Below are 17,554 nucleotides of genomic sequence, written 5' to 3' on the forward strand. Positions count from 1 at the left end.
AGTAATGTAAGCGATTTCTAAAAGTGAGGAGGACTTACATAATGAATACATTCCCGGAGCATTTTTTATGGGGTGCTGCATCTTCTGGACCACAGCTTGAAGGAGCTTCAGCTGTGGATGGAAAAGCAAAAACGGTATGGGATCATTGGTATGAAACAGAGCCGGACAAATTCTACCAGCAAATAGGGCCGAAAAATGTTTCCGATTTTTATTTTCAATATAAAGAAGACATCGAAACGATGAAAGAACTTGGCTTTAACTCCTTTAGAACTTCCATCTCATGGGCCAGATTATTACCGGATGGAAAGAATGTAAATGAAAAGGCGGTTGTCTTTTATAGGGATGTATTCACTAGGTTAATAGATAACGGAGTAAAGCCGATCATTAACCTCTTTCATTTTGATATGCCATACCATTTGTATGTAAAAGGCGGCTGGGAAAATCGAGATATCATCCATGAGTTTGCTTTTTATGCGAAAACGGCGTTTGAATGCTTTGGAGATCTTGTTGAGGATTGGGTTACGTTTAACGAACCCATTGTCCCAATTGAGATGGGGTACTTAAACGATAAACATTTACCTGCTGTATTTGATATACAAAGAGCTTTCCAGGCAGGGCTTCATACAATGCTAGCCCATGTCTATGCAGTAAAAGCATTTAAAGAGAATGCCTATAAAGGGAAAATTGGAATCATCTTAAATTTGACACCTAGCTATCCGAGCAGTGAGGACCCTGCAGATCAAGAGGCTGCTAAGTGGGCAGATGTGCTTTTTAATAGGAGTTTCTTAGATCCTGCAGTTCATGGTACCTATCCAAATGAGCTGAAGCAATTTATCGAAAGGGAACAAATTGAGCTGGATTACGAGGAAGAAGATTTAGTGTGGATGAAGCAGTATACAGTGGACTTTTTAGGGGTTAATTACTATCAGCCTAGAAGGGTGCAAGCAGGTGATACTGATCCTGCCCATGATGTGCTACAAAAATACTTTAAACCGTATCAATGGCCGGATGCAAAGATGAATCCACATCGCGGCTGGGAAATTTATGAAAAAGGGTTATACGATATCGCGATTCATATTCGTGACAATTATTCGAACATCCCTTGGTATGTTGCCGAAAATGGCATTGGCGTAGAGGGGGAAGAACGATTTATCGACAACTGCTTGGGAGAAGTACAGGATGAATACCGGATTGTTTTCATGACCGATCATCTTCGGTGGCTGAAGAAAGGGATAGACGAAGGGTCCAATTGCTTTGGCTATCATGTGTGGACCTTTATCGATAATTGGTCTTGGCTAAATGAATATAAAAACCGGTATGGATTAGTAAGACTTGATTTAGAGACGATGGAGCGGCATAAAAAGAAAAGTGCTTCTTGGTTTTACAAATTGGCAAAAAGAAATGCGCTTCCAGAAAATTGGTGATGGGATGAATTATATTTTAACGATTGATATCGGTGGGACCTTTACGAAGCTTGCATGCATGTCAACATGTGGCAATCTGATGGAAAAAGAGGAAACGGATACTCCTAAACTATTCTGTGACTTTCTTCAGTTGGTCCAACGCTACCATGAAAAGTATAAAAATATCCATCACATTGTAGGAATCGCGATCAGTAGTCCTGGAAGTGTAACAGAATCAGGAGATGTGCTCGGTTACAGCTCTGTACCATTTATACATGAGCATAATCTAAAAGTGTTACTGGAGCAGCATTATGCGCTTCCTGTGTTTATGGAAAACGATGCAAACTGTGCGGCACTAGCAGAGATGTGGAATGGGGCAGCTACAGAAGTTGATACCTATGCATGCATTGTCTGTGGCACTGGGATTGGTGGGGCGCTTGTCATCAATAAAAAGCTCCATAAAGGTGCAAATCTTCACGGCGGTGAATTTGGCTACGCCATTTTAGATCATGATAGAAAAACGGAGAGCTACCATACATGGAGTGAGCTTGGATCTTCATCTGCCATTACAAGAAGAATGAAGGATGAAGCCCCGTTTTATGAGAATTGGACGGGACCGCTAGTGTTTGAGCAGGCAAAAAAGAGTCATGATGCTGCAGCTGGTTCAATTGATACATTTTTTCACACGTTAGCATTAGGGATCTTCAACATTCAATATATACTGGACCCGGAAAAGATTTTAATAGGCGGTGGAGTAACGAGACAGCCGGCATTTATGAAAGAACTAACAGTAAGATTAGACGAAATCTATACAGCAAAACCATTTGCAGCGATTAGACCGAGCATATCAATCTGTCACTATCAAGACCAGGCACAGCTGTACGGGGCTGCACTGGGCTGGAAAGATAATTACTGGAAAGGAGAGTCGTCATGTTTACGAAAATAGGTGATTTTTTTACAGAGGCAAGCCTGTGGCTCTGGAGAATAATACAATTGAATATCATATGGTTGCTCCATATCCTGCTGGGGGGAGTGGTTCTTGGTCTATTTCCAGCGACAGTTGCGATGTTTGCAGCCACCAGAAAATGGCTGAAGGGCGGAATCGATTATCCGATGCTGCAGGAATACCGGACATATTACAAGGATAACTTTTGGGTCACAAATGCACTGGGCTGGATCTATTTATTGATAGGGGGATTTCTTGCGTTCGACCTCTACCTGGTAACCCAAATACAAGGTGTCATTGCGTTATTCAGTACGATACTCCTCGTATTTATGCTGGTAATCTATGCATTTTCTTTTTTATATTTCTTTTCCTATTACGTACATTTCCAGCAGTCATTCAAAAACTATCTGCTCCAACCATTTATTATTACACTAATCAGCTTGAAACAAAATCTATTGATTGCAATCGGTATGATGATGATCGGGTCCTTTATTCAACAAATGCCAGGTTTAATTCCGTTTACATTAGGTGTGATGCCGGCCTACTGGATCATGAAAATTTCGATGAACCGATTTAAAGAGATGAAGTATGGTACAAAACACGAAATAGTAGGAGGAGAAGCATGAGGAAAGAAAAAACAGCACATATTATCTCCCATTCTCATTGGGACCGGGAATGGTATATGTCTTTAGAAGAGCATCGGTACTATTTGGTTAAATTATTTGATGATTTACTTGTAAAGTTGGAGGAAGACCCAGATTTTCATAGTTTCCATCTGGATGGTCAAACCATTATGGTAGATGACTATCTACAGGTCCGACCCGAGAAGGAAGAGGTAGTGAAAAAATATATTCGGGAAGGACGCTTAATTGTCGGTCCTTGGTACATCCTCCAGGATGCCTTTTTAACAAGCGCTGAGGCAAATGTAAGAAACCTATTGTATGGAATGAAAGATACGAAAAAATTGGGCCAAGACGGGGTAATTGGATATTTTCCAGATACATTCGGTGTATACGGGCAGGCTCCACAGCTGTTAAAACAGGCGAATATGAAGGTAGCGGCGTTCGGTCGGGGGTTACGCCTACCGGATTCAATAATCAGGTACATCATAGTGATGACTATTCTTCCCCCTATTCTGAAATGATTTGGGAATCTCCGGATGGTTCAAGCGTGCTTGGTATTCTATTTGCCAACTGGTATTCAAACGGAAATGAAATACCGGAAGACAAGGATAAGGCAAAAGGATTTTGGGAGAAAAAATTAGCGGATGCGGAAAGATTTGCTTCGACTTCGCAATTACTATTCATGAATGGCTGCGATCATCAGCCTTTGCAAAAAAATATTGTAGCTGCAATAGAAACAGCAAAGGAGATATTCCCCAATATCGAGTTTAAGCATTCCAGCTTTCAAGAATATATTGAAGATTTGAATGAAGAATTGCCTGCTGAGCTACAAACAATTCGTGGAGAGCTGCGCAATCAAAAGACGGACGGCTGGTCAACCCTTGTAAATACAGCCAGTGCGCGCATTTATTTGAAACAGGCGAATGACCGTTGTCAAACGTTGTTGGAGCGTGTGATGGAGCCGCTTGGGTTACTTAGTAAGAATCGAGACTTTCATCAAGATTTCTTGGAGTATTATTGGAAATTATTAATGGAAAACCACCCGCACGATAGTATTTGCGGTTGTAGTGTCGATGAAGTGCACAGCGAGATGGAGACAAGGTTCGAGAAAGTAGAAAAAGGTGCACGGAAATTCGTAGAAGAGCAGGCTCGTGAAATAGCTCAAACCATTCCTACGGTTCATGAGCAGAGCGAGGCTATCCCAATAGCAATCTTCCACACTGGTGGGGAAGCTGATACTCATGTTATCAAGAAAAAAGTAGCGGTGAAAAAGATTTATTTTAGTGAAATGGATTTTAACGTTATTCCGAACGTGCTAAAAAAAGAAAGTCTTCCACACTTTTATATCGAGCGCCATGACAAAACGAAGCATTATACACATGTGAAGGATTTAGGTGTCGCCTTTGGTTATGATTTGCCGAATGATGGTTTTAGAAGACCTTATTATGCACGAGAAGTAGAAGTTACCTTTTCCCTACAATCGACCATCCACCTTGGCTATGAAATATGTTACTTAGTTCCAACGAATGAGCCTTATGACATCGAGAAGCCAGCTCTAATTTGGAATGAGAGCAATGCCAAATTAGAAAATGAAAATATGATCGTTTCAATTCGCGAGAATGGTTCGTATGCCATTGTCGATAAACATACTGGGAAAGTATATGACCACCTGGGAATGTATGAAGACGTAGGGGACATTGGAAATGAATATATGTTTAAAGAAACAGGCGATGGAAAGCGAGAAACGACAGAACACACTTCTTCAACTTTGAAGCTTTTAGAGAACAATGGGTGTCGCGCATCGGTAGAAATTTCTTCTTCCTTTTTGGTACCGAAGTCAGCAGATGAACAACTAAAGGAAGAACGTGAAAATCTAGTTTGGCATCCTGAACGGACAGCAGGAAGAACGAAAGAAAAAGTGCCATTGACGGTAAAGACATTGTTAACGTTAGAAAGAGAAGCGAAGGGATTGCAGGTAGAAGTTTCGATTGGAAATAATGCAAAGGACCATCGACTGCGAGCATTATTTCCTGTTGGTGAAGGGAATACGCAGCATTATGCAGATAGTATCTTTGAAATAGCACAGCGACCAAATAAACCAGAACAACAATGGAAAAACCCAACATTTGACCATCATATGCAGCGATTTGTAAGCCTTGATGATAACGAACACGGCTTAACGATTGCTGGAAAAGGGCTTCATGAATATGAAATCGTTGATAATGGAACGATTGCCATCACCTTGTTAAGAGCGGTGGGAGAACTAGGGGATTGGGGAGTATTTGACACACCGGAAGCTCAATGCCTGGGTACAAACAGCGTACAATTTATGGTGATTCCTCATAAAGGAAATGTATTGCAATCCAAAGCCTATTTGACGGCTTACCGTTATCCCCTAGAACCAACTGTTATTCAATTGGAACAAAGTGCTGGCAGGGAAGAGCAAGCCACGGATCTTTTCAACTGGTCTGGAGAAGGTCTAGTGCTAACAGCAACCAAGTGTGCTTTAGGCGGAGATGGAATCATATTAAGATGGTTTAATCCGACGAAATCGGCTAGCAAATTAAAAGTGGATACGAACGGGCAACAATCTATCTACTTCTCAACCATTCTCGAAGAAAAGCGAGAAAAACTCGGAGAATCCAGTGTAGCTCTTAACGTAAAGCCAAATGAAATAGTGACACTTTTAATAGAAACACAAAACTAACTACCTGATAGCCCCCATGCATAGTAGTTTTTTGCACAATGAGTGATAAAAATAAGAGGTCTATATTGTTGAACGAAATGTTTCACCCGCCTCCCCTGTTGATTGAAGTGGAAGGTGTGAGACTCCTGCGGGAGGAGAGGGACAGGGGAGACGTCGCAGGCAAAGCCGAGGAGGCTCCCGGACCGCCTGGGGAAAGCGAACACCTGCAACGGAAATCAACAGGGCGTTTAAAAGGTACCTACATATTTTCAGGGTAGAGAATACGGAAAAAAAGGAGAATAATGTGATGAGCCAACAGTCTAAATTAATCCCACAGTCGTTTCAGAAGATCATGGAGAAAGTAAAAGAAGTCTATGCTGACGATGTTGAAGTGCAGAAGCTATTTGAGAATTGCTTTTTGAATACGTATCAGACGACATTAAAGCAAGATGAAGAAGGGACATTTGTCATTACAGGTGATATTCCTGCTATGTGGCTAAGAGATTCCTCCGCCCAAGTGAGGCCGTACTTGATGGTTGCCTCTGAAGATAAAGAGGTAGCACAAATGTTAAAGCAAGTAATCGAGCGGCAATGGAAGTATATTTTACTAGATCCATATGCGAATGCATTTAATCAAACTGCCAACAACCAAGGACATCAAAACGATCGAACAGAGATGAGCCCTTGGATATGGGAAAGAAAGTACGAAATAGATTCCCTTGCATTCCCTATCCAATTAACGTATTTATACTGGAAGGCTACCGGGGATGATTCCATTTTAAATGATAGGTTAAAAGAAGTGATAGAGACCATTTATCATGTTTGGAAAGTGGAGCAAAACCATGAAGAACAATCTCCATACTTATTTGAACGGGATGATTGCCGCGTATCGGATACATTGCTTCGTGCTGGCAAGGGAGGATATTCTGTCAAAACCGGCATGACATGGTCCGGATTCCGACCTAGTGATGATGCGTGCTTGTACGGATATTTGATACCGGCAAATATGTTTGCGGTAGTTGCCCTGCAGTATGCCGAAGAAATGCTTGGAAAAATGAATGAATTATCATTGGCTGAAAAAATAAGAGAGCTTGCGAGTGAAATAAAGGCAGGGATCGAGAAGTATGGAATAGTGAATCATCCAATCTTTGGCGATATGTATGCATATGAAACAGATGGGGCAGGAAATTTCAATTTGATGGATGATGCGAACGTTCCTAGTCTTTTGGCGATTCCGTATCTTGGGTATACGGATGCAACTGACCCTGTCTATGAAAATACTAGAAATTTCATTTTAAGTCGACACAACCCTTATTACTATGAGGGGGCTGCTGCCGAGGGAATCGGAAGTCCTCACACTCCTGATCATTATATATGGCATATTTCTTTATCGATTCAAGGAATGACGGCAACATCTCCGGCGGAAAAGAAAAAAATAGTAGAGATGTTTAAACATACACACGGTTCTACGTATTACATGCATGAGGGGTTTGATGCAGCTCGACCAGAAAACTTCACCCGTTCTTGGTTTGCATGGGCGAACTCGATGTTCAGTGAGTTTATTTTAAGTGAAATCGGGATGTTTGTGCCGGGAAGTCCGTTGGCGCGTTCTTAGATTCCTTTATGGGGGAAGGTTAGATGGTAGCATGGTCCACCATCTAACCGCCTCTTTTTAATCTAAATTAAAGAGGTGGACTATGTTTTATAGAATAGAGAAGATACAGAATCGAATTCACGAATTAGATCGATTGCGATATCGTGAGTTGCAGCAAGTCGAAGCTTTTCGCATGTATGAGCCTGAAAAAGGGTTGGAAAGCATACTACCAGAAGTTTACTCGGACAAAGTTATGAAGGTGAATGATACATGGTCAGGAAGGGACCGTTACATATGGCTTCAGACGAAAGTCTCAATTCCAAAAGATTGGATGGAAAAGAAGGCAGTTCTGTTTTTAGATCTAGGACGCACCGGTGGTGGGAATAATTCTGGCTTCGAATCTTTATTGTATGTAAATAAGAAGCCTTTTCAGGGAGTAGATTCCAATCATAAAGAGGTTATCCTGCCAACTATTCAAGGAGATTTAGAGATTGATATTCTATTATGGTCCGGTCTCGAAGGTGGAGGAAACCCCTCTGAACAGTATTACCGACTGAAGGAAGCGTGGTTCGGATGGTTGGATGAGGATGTCGATACCTTGTATTTTAAAGCTAAAGCAATCTTAGATTCGATTAAGAGGCTAGATGTGAATAATCCTAGTCATTCGGAATTGATGGCTGCCATTAATCGAGCTTTTCATGTAATTGATTGGTCTATGCCAGGAAGTGGGGAATTCTACGAATCCACCTATCGTGCACTGGATACACTTGAACAAAACATGAAGGAATTAATGAAAAACACAAGTGTGACGGTTCATACTGTCGGGCACTCCCATATTGACTTAGCATGGTTATGGCGTACGAAACATACGAAGGAAAAAGCGAAAAGAACGTTCTCAACCGTGTTAAGACTAATGGAATTGTATCCGGATTATATATACCTGCAAAGTCAACCACAGTTATACGAGTGGGTGAAGCAAGAAGATCCGGATCTATTCGAGGCAATTAAGCAAAAGGTGAAGGAAGGTCAATGGGAAGTAGAGGGCTCTATGTGGGTAGAGGCAGATTGCAACATCCCATCTGGAGAATCCTTTGTTCGTCAATTATTGTATGGGAAGCGATTCTTCCAAAAGGAATTTAACAAAACAAATCGTACGCTTTGGTTACCTGATGTGTTCGGATATAGCTGGTCTCTTCCGCAAATTTTGCGAAAATCAGGAATTGATACGTTTATGACGACGAAAATTAGTTGGAACCAATACAATCGCATGCCACATGATACGTTTAAATGGCGAGGAATTGACGGGTCTGAAATTTTGACGCATTTTATTACAACACCCGAGCCGGGCAGACCTGAAGATTCATGGTTCTACACCTATAACGGCTTAGTAACTGCTGAAACCGTGAACGGAGTTTGGGAGAAATATCGTGATAAAGATATAAACAAGGATTTGTTATTAGCATACGGATACGGCGATGGCGGCGGCGGTGTTAATAGAGAGATGCTGGAGATGAAGCGTCAATTAGACAACATCCCAATGATGCCAAATGTTCAATCAACAAAGGTTGAAGATTATTTCCATACGTTACATGAGAATGTAGAGAAAACGGATCAATATGTGCATACTTGGGATGGCGAGTTATATTTAGAATATCATCGTGGTACGTATACGAGCCAAGCAAAAATGAAGGAAATGAACAGGAAGCTGGAGTTTGGCTATCATGAAGCGGAATTTGTCTCGCTATGGAATAGTCTCGCAAATGGATGGAATAACTATCCGTCTGAAGCGATTGAAGCAGGCTGGAAATTAATTTTACTAAACCAATTCCATGATATAATCCCAGGATCCTCGATTACAGAAGTGTATGATGACGCCCATCAAGACTATGAAAAAGCGGCAATGATTAGCCAGGAAATGTTACTTGATCAAGAGAAAATGGTAGTGGGTGAGAGTGAGAATAGTTGGAGTTATGTTCACTCGTACCAATATCGATCACCTACCATTGTTATCATTCCTGCTGATGTAAATTCATCAAATGGTTTCGAACAGAATGGGAAGGAGCTCATATCCCAGAAAACCGCATCAGGAGAACAACTCGTTTTAATCGAAGAAACAAAGCCATTCTCCTACGATACAATTACATCGTCATTGATGGGATACGTGCCTGCTGAAGCGCTTAGTACGATCGATGTAGATAAACGAATTTGGGAAACACCACATTATCGTTTAAGCTGGAATAGCGAAGGACAGCTCTCAACTATTTATGATAAAGAAGCACAAAGAGAAATTTTAAAGCATGGAGCAAATGGAAATGTCTTTAAATTATATGAAGATAAGCCACTTGCACATGATGCTTGGGATATTGATTTATACTATCATGAAAAATTCTCTATGATTAATAGATTAAAAGAATGTAAAATAGTAGATAATGGTCCACTGCGTACAACAGTCCGTTTTACGTGGGATGATCCCAAGGTGAAAATTGTTCAACATGTGCATTGCTATCGTCATACGAAACGAATTGACTTTGAGACAGAGGTAAATTGGGAAGCACGTCAGAAGCTATTAAAAGTTGAATTTCCAGTGGATATTCGTTCGACCGAGGCGATATACGATATACAATTTGGTAATGTAAAACGTCCTACCCATTGGAATACATCGTGGGATATTGCCAGATTTGAAACAGTGGGACATAAATGGGCAGCCATTACAGAGCCATATTACGGGATAAGCTTAATGAATAATAGTAAATATGGCTATTCCATAAAAGACAATGTTTTAGCTTTATCGCTGCTTAAAGGACCTGTGTACCCAGATCCAAAAGCGGATATTGGCATACACCATTTCACCTATTCGATTTATCCATTCAATGGCACAAATAAAAAGCATGACTTGGAAAGAGAAGCAACATACTTGAATGCACCCTTAAGAGTTATGCCAGGGTTAGCAAAAGCGGAATTTAGAACCTCTCTTTTCTCCCTTTCCAATGATAGTGTAGTCTTAGATACCATTAAGAAAGCTGAAGACAGGGATTCCACTATTATCAGACTTCATGAGATGGAAGGTTCTTCAGAGCAAGTAATTGTCCAAAGTGCCTATGCCATTAGACGTTGGAGAGAAGTTAATTTAATGGAGGAAGAAGCAGATCATGCATTCCATGACACCCCAATTATTCTTGACTTTACACCATATGAAATTAAAACAATAGAAATTGAAATGGATTGATAAACAATGTAACAGGGACAAACAGCTCGTTCGTCCCTGTTACTTTTCCATTTTTGGAGTGTGATAGAAAATGAAAGCGTTTCAACTGTTGAAGAGATTAAGTGGAAGAATGTTTTATCGTGTGTTTTTTACATACTCAACGATCATTATTCTGACGATGTCGATACTTTTTGTCTTTCTCTCTGAATACTATTCAAATTTTATTATCCAGAGAGAGTTGGATAGACATGCTACGGTCGTAAAAGAAATTCAGTCTGAGATAAGGAAAAAACACCAATTTGTTAATCAGGGTGTACAGCAATTATATCTTGATAAACGCTTAATTGAAGATTTGGCATTTGCCCTTCAACATGACTACCAAGAATATATTGGATACCGGCTAGATAAGTTTTCAAAAAGTGAATCTTTTGTTCCTTATAATTTTGATTTGTTTGTAAAAAATTATTTTTCCAGAGATTCAGATTTAGTAGCTCTTCAAATTCAAAATGATACCTTCGGGACAGAATATGTATTTCTATTCGATCATAGTCGCTGGTATGAAAGTAACTATTTTTCTAATGGCGATACGGAGAGCTTGCAAACAGATGAATTTGAGGGAAAAGATTTATATATGGTAGAAGAGAGGATAAATGATCCAGTCTCTTTAGAACGTCTAGGAAATGTATCAGTATTCTTTACTTATGATAATTTGAAACAGTTGCTTTCATTAAGAGAATCAACAGTTAACGGCTCCTTTCTAATTATGGATGAAAATCGAAAGGTATACTTCTCCTATGGTGACATCGAAAAGGATGTTCAGAAGGAACTGAAGTATAGTGCTGTGGAAAAAGAAATTAAGTTAGATGAACATTACTATGTTCAATCTTCTATAGAGCCTTCGAGTCAATTAATGGTTACTGCTATCATTCCTGAAGGTGAACTGGCACCACTACTAACGTATAGATACACAATATTTTTCCTGATATTATTTTTAACAACAGTTGCAATTGCGCTTCCCTATTTTTCTCTAAGAGGCTACTCTAAGCGTGTAGATGAAATCTTAATGAAGATGAAAGAAGTTCAGGAAGGAAACCTGGAAGCTAGAATTGAAACTTCTAAGTTAGATGATGATTTAACTATTATTTCTACTACTTTCAATGAAATGTTAGAGGAATTACAGGACTATATTAATAAAGTTTACTTTTCAAAATTAAAACAAAAAGAAGCGGAACTGGCTAATCTTCAGGCGCAAATAAATCCTCATTTTTTGTATAACACGTTAGAAGCGATACGAATGAAATCTTTAGCTGAAGGTGGAAAAACGTCAGCTAAAATGATTGTTCAACTAGCTCAGCTATTCCGATATTCATTAAGGACTGGTGAACTGGTTACTGTCTTAAATGAATGGAATCATGCTGAACAGTATATTGAATTGTATAAAATAAGATTTCAAAATTCATTAAAAACGGAATTTGTTATGGACGAGAAGCTACGAGACTATTATGTTCCACCGTTTATCTTACAGCCGCTAATAGAGAACTTCTTAATACACGGTTTTAATAGGGATAGTGAGGGAAATGAGCTTACGGTTTTGGTGTATGAAAAACATCAAAAGTTATGGGTTGAAATAAAGGATAATGGAAAAGGTATTGATCTACCTCAATTAGAAACAATTAAAAAGAGATTAAACAATATGGAAGGCTCCTCTGACTCGATTGGTTTAGGAAACGTACATCAAAGAATTCGTATGAAGTATGGAAATCCGTATGGAGTGGAAATAGAAAGTACGCCTGAAATTAACACAACTGTAACGGTTATTTTACCACTATTGAGTGAGGTGTTATTGGATGATTCGAGTAATGTTGGTGGATGATGAACCACTTATTTTAGAAGGGTTAAAGTATATCATAGATTGGGAATCAAACGGTTTTCAAATAGTGGCAACAGCTAAAAATGGCTTGGAGGCATTACAGCTTGCCCAATCTATTAAATTTGATGTGCTCATAACAGATATAAAAATGCCTGAATTAACAGGTTTAGAACTGATCGAGTCGTTAAATAAACAAGAGAAACAGTTTAAATCTATTATTCTTTCTGGTTTTCAAGAATTTGACCTTATTAAAAAGGGGCTACAGTTGGGGATTGAGAACTACTTATTAAAGCCTATAAATGAGGCAGAACTTCTATCATCCTTATTATATGTAAAGGAAAAGATAAATGTTTCAACCTTGCAGGAAGAGTCATATTTCGTTTTACGGGACAATTCGATTTGGAGGTGGATTACGGGGCAAATGACCTTAACGGATTTTAAGGAAAGGGTTTCTCTTTACCCCATTTCCCCAATGGTTACGCCACTGTGTATAGGCTTATTGAAACTAGAACAGGAAGAGCAGGATGCGTCTTTCCTGCATTCCCTGCAACTGGAAATAGAGCAAAGGACAAGTGGAATTGCTGCCATTACCCCGTCAGGAGATTTTTTAATATTGTGGAGCAAGGAATCTCTGCATAATGACTGGGAGTCCGAAAAGGAGCGATTTCTGGATTTTGTACAGCGCTTTGATTTTCCAGGGGAGCATGTCTGTGTCCTGAGTGAACCTATCTTATCTTATCAACATGTTACCCGTGTATACCGGGAGCTGGAGGTAACTTGTGAATTGAAGCTCGTACTGCCGCATCATGATCACAGATTAGCAGAGCAGATGTATCTGGGTAACGCTAGTATAATCGATGCGATAACAGAAACTACTAAATATTTGAATCACGAAATAATGGAACAACTGGCAAATGAACAATACGATACTGTCAGGAAGTCAATAAGCAATATGCTTAGTCAAATTGAGAAGGACAGGCAGATTATCATTATGAAGGGCATTTTGTTAGAGTTTTTCTTCCATGTGAAGAACAAGTTCTTAATTATGTTGGATTATCCGCAATATGTAGGAATTATACACCAGATACTATATGTGAGCACACATGCAGAAGCTATGAACATAGTGGATAAATGCATTGGCATGATTGAAAAAGACTCCAATCATGAAAGTGAGAAGTACAGTCCGATCATTTACACTGTATTAAATCATATTGTTAAACATTATGCGGAGGATATGTCATTAAAAACATTAGGCCATCAATTTCATATAAATCCTATTTATTTAGGCCAGCTGTTTCAGAAAGAAGTTGGCAACTCCTTTACTAAGTTTTTAAACAAGCTTAGGATCGATCGGGCGAAAAAACTGTTACTCAATTCCTATGAGAAGGCTGGACATATTGGAAAAAAAGTTGGATATGTCGATGCAACTTATTTTTATAAACAGTTTAAGAAATTTGAAGATATGACTCCATCTGAATGGAGGAAGAATAATAGGATGGATGGATAGAAGTCTTCTCAGGAAGGCTTTTTTTTTGAATGGAAAAGTAGGTTGCAGAAAAGGCATGCAGGAGTAAATATTGCTAGATTTCCAACGTTTTATCATTGTATTTATTTTGAACAGTAAATCTAAGATATCTCAACTTTTTTGTATGTAAGGGTTTTCATATAATTGAGTTAACAGGAAGTTTTCTGGGAAGGAGGAAAGGGATGGGTCATATTAAACAGTTTGGTAAAAATCTATATGATAACAGAATCTGGCTTCTGATGACATTGCCGGGCCTTATTTGGCTCATTGTATTGAAATATATTCCAATGTTTGGTCAGGTGATCGCTTTTAAGGATTTCAGGTTCCATGCTGATGGATTTCTTGCTAGTGTTATCCATAGTGATTGGATCGGCTTTGAAAACTTTAAATTTTTGTTCAGTACTAATGATGCATATATCATTACAAGGAATACCGTTTTATATAATCTGGTCTTTATTGTATTAGGATTGATACTGGCGGTAGCAGTTGCGGTGATTCTAAGCGAACTAACTAAACAAAAATTAGCAAAGATTTATCAAACAGGAATGTTATTCCCGCACTTTTTATCCTGGGTTGTTGTAAGTTATTTTGTTTTTGCATTTCTAAGTGTGGATAAAGGCCTGTTTAATAGTGTTTTAGGATATTTTCAAATTGATCCGGTGTCATGGTATAACGAACCTTCCTTTTGGCCGTATTTCATAGTGGCAGTCAGCCAATGGAAGGGAGTGGGCTTCAGTAGTATTGTTTATTTGGCGGCTATTGTAGGAATTGATCGGACCTATTATGAAGCTGCAATGATTGATGGAGCGAGTAAATGGCAGCAAATCTGGAATGTTACAATTCCAATGATTATGCCTTTGATAATCATACTGACCATCCTTAATATAGGCAGTATCTTCAGTGCTGACTTCGGTTTGTTCTATCAGATCCCAAGAGACTCAGGTCCACTATACCCTGTTACGAATGTCATTGATACATACGTATATCGAGGCCTCATGTCGATGGGGGATATTGGGATGAGTACAGCGGCGGGCTTATATCAAGCAACAGTTGGTTTTATACTAATATTATTAACGAACTATATTGTAAGAAAAATAGATGAAGAAAATGCATTATTTTAAATGTATGGAAGGAGATTAAGGGTATGGAAACTCCTGCTAAGGTGACAGACATAGTTCAAGAAAAGCCTTTAGGTAAAGAGAAAAGGCAAAAAAAATTTAATCCATATGGCTTTTCTGGAAAGACAAGTATATTCATGCACTTCTTGCTAGGTACGTTTGCCTTTCTTTGTATCTTTCCATTTCTCTATGTAATGATCATTTCGATTTCAAGTGAACAATCATTATCATTAAATGGTTACAGTATTATCCCGAGCGCCTGGAGCTTGGAGGCTTATAAATATTTATGGCACATGAAATCACAAATACTTCAGGCGTATGGTGTCACGATGTTTGTAACGGTCGTGGGGACATTTATTAGTGTATCCATAATCGCGATGTACGCTTACGCTATATCAAGAAAACAATTTAGATATAGAAAACAATTTACCTTCATCGCTTTTTTCACCATGTTGTTCAGCGGTGGAATGGTTCCTTTCTATATTGTCATGACTCAGTTTTTAGGATTGAGAAATTCTGTTTGGGCATTGATCTTGCCATTGGCGGTAAATGCTTTTTACATCATTATCATGCGTACATTTTTTCAGCGGACAGTTCCTGAAGCCATTTTAGAATCTGCTCGTATCGATGGTGCCGGTGAATTAAGAATCTTCTTCACTATCGTGTTGCCGCTTTCTATTCCTGGTATTGCGACGATTGCCCTTTTCAGTACGCTAGCATATTGGAATGACTGGTTCAATGCATTATTGTTCATCGATAATCCGAATCTGGTTCCCTTACAATCTCTATTAATGAGAATAGAAAACAACTTAGATTTCATCCGTCAAAATGCGATGTTGACAAATCAGAACAGTACCATCCTTGCCTCGATACCACAAGACTCTGCCAGGATGGCAATGGTGGTAATCGCTACATTGCCAATTGCCCTATCATATCCTTTTTTCCAAAAATACTTTATTAAAGGGTTAACAATAGGCGGAGTCAAGGAGTAAGCAATTTTGTCAATAAAGGATGACCTAAAAGAACAAATCGTAGGGATTTCCTTTATCATAAAAAATAGAATGAAACGGGGGATGTAAAATGAGAAAGTTAGTTAAATTGGCAGCCATCATGACGCTTATTGCTTCATTACTTATCGCATGCAGTAAGGAATCAGGAAATGTTGGTTCATCAAAGGAAAAGGCATCTACTGATGAACACGTTACCTTAGTTTGGTACTTAATAGGTACTCCTCAACAGGATGTTGGTGCTGTTATGGAAGAGGTTAACAAATACACGAAAGAAAAAATCAACACAACCATCGATTTAAGGCTATTGGATTGGGGAGAATTTAATGATAGAATGCAGGTTATCACTACTTCTGGTGATGAATATGACATTGCATTCACAAGCTCCTGGGCCAACAACTATGCACTTAATGCAAGAAGAGGAGCATTCCTTGAGCTTAACGATCTAATGGACCAATATGGAAAAGAAATGAAGGAATTGATTGATCCTGCATTTTTAGAAGGTGCAAAAATTGATGGTGAGCTATATGCAGTCCCAACCAATAAGGAAGTGGGACAACAGGCTGTACTTTCTTTTAATAATGAATTGGTGAAAAAGCATGGTCTAGATATTTCTAAGGTAAATTCATTGGAAGACTTAGAACCACTGTTAGCAGTCATTAAAGAAAAAGAAGCAAATGTTACGCCTATTGCAACATTTGATGCTTACTTGCCGTTTGATTCTATTTTACAGGAAGAGATGCCATTCGCTTTCCGTCTTGATGGAAATACAGATGAAGTAATTAATAAATATGATGAAGAAGCAACAATGAAAGCGCTTAAAACAATGCATAGCTACTACAAGAAAGGATATATTCGTCCAGATGCTGCTACAAGTACAGACTCTTGGCCATTAGAAACGCCAAATTGGTTTGTTCGTAAAGAATTATACCAACCGTATGCAGAGTCCATCTGGTCGAGATCCGCGGGATATGAAATTGCCACACGTCCTCTTCATGAACCATATGTATTTAATAACTCGGTAACAGGTTCCATGCAAGCAATTTCAGCAACATCTAAAAACCCGGAAAGAGCTATGATGTTCTTGAATCTACTGAACTCCGATCCATACTTAAGAAACCTGGTGGATAAAGGAATCGAAGGGGTTCACTACGAAGAAAATGAAGATGGTACCATCAAGGATCTTCCTGCACGTGTGGAAAAATATAATATGCCAAGCTTCGCAATCGGTAACCAATTAATCTTGAAGCTATATGAAGATGATCCAGCCGATAAATGGGATGCATTTAAAGAATTCAATGAAAGCTCTATCAAATCACCAGTTTTAGGATTCTATTTCGATTCTAACCCGGTGAGAACTGAAATTGCTGCCATTTCTAATGTTACGAGTGAGTTTGCACCAGCTTTACTAAAAGGTGCTGTAGATCCAGAGCAATATATTCCGTCCTTCAATAAGAAATTAAAAGAAGCGGGAATGGATAAAGTAATGGCGGAAATGCAAAAACAGTATGATGAATGGAAAAAAAGCCAATAATTTGTTTACTGCAAAAGGATTCTGATAACAGCTGAACTATCTA

The 17,554-nt window shown here is 39.0% G+C and carries 13 protein-coding genes; all 13 read left to right on the plus strand.

What is annotated here, in order from left to right; translation table 11 throughout:
• Positions 1–38 precede the first annotated feature (38 nt).
• On the plus strand, positions 39–1,424 hold the full coding sequence (locus tag ABN702_RS22090) for a glycoside hydrolase family 1 protein (RefSeq protein ID WP_417901002.1): 1,386 nt from the start codon (positions 39–41) through the stop codon (positions 1,422–1,424).
• A gap of 4 nt (positions 1,425–1,428) precedes the next feature.
• Entirely contained in the window at positions 1,429–2,349 is a 921-nt protein-coding gene (locus ABN702_RS22095) for an ROK family protein (RefSeq protein WP_417898722.1), read from the plus strand.
• Positions 2,334–2,975: a YesL family protein gene (locus ABN702_RS22100; protein WP_417898723.1), complete on the plus strand. Its 642-nt coding sequence runs from the start codon at positions 2,334–2,336 to the stop codon at positions 2,973–2,975. Before ABN702_RS22095 ends, ABN702_RS22100 begins: the two co-directional genes overlap by 16 nt.
• On the plus strand, positions 2,972–3,493 hold the full coding sequence (locus ABN702_RS22105) for a hypothetical protein (protein WP_417898724.1): 522 nt from the start codon (positions 2,972–2,974) through the stop codon (positions 3,491–3,493). Before ABN702_RS22100 ends, ABN702_RS22105 begins: the two co-directional genes overlap by 4 nt.
• A 26-nt stretch (positions 3,494–3,519) precedes the next feature.
• Positions 3,520–5,679 carry a glycoside hydrolase family 38 C-terminal domain-containing protein gene (locus ABN702_RS22110; RefSeq protein ID WP_417898725.1) on the plus strand — a complete coding sequence of 720 codons (2,160 nt, stop codon included), beginning with the start codon at positions 3,520–3,522 and terminating at the stop codon, positions 5,677–5,679.
• Positions 5,680–5,747: 68 nt separating this feature from the next.
• Positions 5,748–5,936, plus strand: coding sequence for a hypothetical protein (locus ABN702_RS22115; protein WP_417898726.1), 189 nt, complete (start codon positions 5,748–5,750; stop codon positions 5,934–5,936).
• Between the two features lie 29 nt (positions 5,937–5,965).
• Positions 5,966–7,273 (plus strand): glycoside hydrolase family 125 protein, encoded by a 1,308-nt coding sequence (locus ABN702_RS22120; RefSeq protein ID WP_417898727.1) that lies wholly within the window; start codon positions 5,966–5,968, stop codon positions 7,271–7,273.
• An 82-nt stretch (positions 7,274–7,355) separates the two neighbouring features.
• On the plus strand, positions 7,356–10,478 hold the full coding sequence (locus ABN702_RS22125) for an alpha-mannosidase (protein ID WP_417898728.1): 3,123 nt from the start codon (positions 7,356–7,358) through the stop codon (positions 10,476–10,478).
• A 70-nt stretch (positions 10,479–10,548) separates the two neighbouring features.
• On the plus strand, positions 10,549–12,330 hold the full coding sequence (locus tag ABN702_RS22130; RefSeq protein WP_417898729.1) for a sensor histidine kinase: 1,782 nt from the start codon (positions 10,549–10,551) through the stop codon (positions 12,328–12,330).
• Positions 12,317–13,834 (plus strand): response regulator transcription factor, encoded by a 1,518-nt coding sequence (locus ABN702_RS22135; RefSeq protein WP_417898730.1) that lies wholly within the window; start codon positions 12,317–12,319, stop codon positions 13,832–13,834. The genes ABN702_RS22130 and ABN702_RS22135 overlap by 14 nt, the downstream gene beginning before the upstream one ends.
• A gap of 200 nt (positions 13,835–14,034) precedes the next feature.
• Positions 14,035–14,973 carry an ABC transporter permease gene (locus ABN702_RS22140; protein WP_417898731.1) on the plus strand — a complete coding sequence of 313 codons (939 nt, stop codon included), beginning with the start codon at positions 14,035–14,037 and terminating at the stop codon, positions 14,971–14,973.
• Between the two features lie 23 nt (positions 14,974–14,996).
• Complete coding sequence (locus ABN702_RS22145) at positions 14,997–15,962, plus strand: carbohydrate ABC transporter permease (RefSeq protein ID WP_417898732.1); 966 nt, start codon at positions 14,997–14,999, stop codon at positions 15,960–15,962.
• Positions 15,963–16,050: 88 nt separating this feature from the next.
• Entirely contained in the window at positions 16,051–17,511 is a 1,461-nt protein-coding gene (locus tag ABN702_RS22150; RefSeq protein WP_417898733.1) for an ABC transporter substrate-binding protein, read from the plus strand.
• Positions 17,512–17,554 lie beyond the last annotated feature (43 nt).

This window comes from Bacillus haimaensis (assembly GCF_048270625.1).
Taxonomy (GTDB): Bacteria; Bacillota; Bacilli; order Bacillales; family Bacillaceae_I; genus Sutcliffiella_A; species Sutcliffiella_A haimaensis.

Bases quoted from the DNA above. Each gene is read 5' to 3' on its own strand.
- ABN702_RS22095 (WP_417898722.1), top strand. From the start codon at position 1,429: ATGAATTATATTTTAACGATTGATATCGGTGGGACCTTTACGAAGCTT.
- ABN702_RS22100 (WP_417898723.1), top strand. From the start codon at position 2,334: ATGTTTACGAAAATAGGTGATTTTTTTACAGAGGCAAGCCTGTGGCTC.
- ABN702_RS22105 (WP_417898724.1), top strand. From the start codon at position 2,972: ATGAGGAAAGAAAAAACAGCACATATTATCTCCCATTCTCATTGGGAC.
- ABN702_RS22120 (WP_417898727.1), top strand. From the start codon at position 5,966: ATGAGCCAACAGTCTAAATTAATCCCACAGTCGTTTCAGAAGATCATG.
- ABN702_RS22125 (WP_417898728.1), top strand. From the start codon at position 7,356: ATGTTTTATAGAATAGAGAAGATACAGAATCGAATTCACGAATTAGAT.
- ABN702_RS22130 (WP_417898729.1), top strand. From the start codon at position 10,549: ATGAAAGCGTTTCAACTGTTGAAGAGATTAAGTGGAAGAATGTTTTAT.
- ABN702_RS22135 (WP_417898730.1), top strand. From the start codon at position 12,317: ATGTTGGTGGATGATGAACCACTTATTTTAGAAGGGTTAAAGTATATC.
- ABN702_RS22140 (WP_417898731.1), top strand. From the start codon at position 14,035: ATGGGTCATATTAAACAGTTTGGTAAAAATCTATATGATAACAGAATC.
- ABN702_RS22145 (WP_417898732.1), top strand. From the start codon at position 14,997: ATGGAAACTCCTGCTAAGGTGACAGACATAGTTCAAGAAAAGCCTTTA.
- ABN702_RS22150 (WP_417898733.1), top strand. From the start codon at position 16,051: ATGAGAAAGTTAGTTAAATTGGCAGCCATCATGACGCTTATTGCTTCA.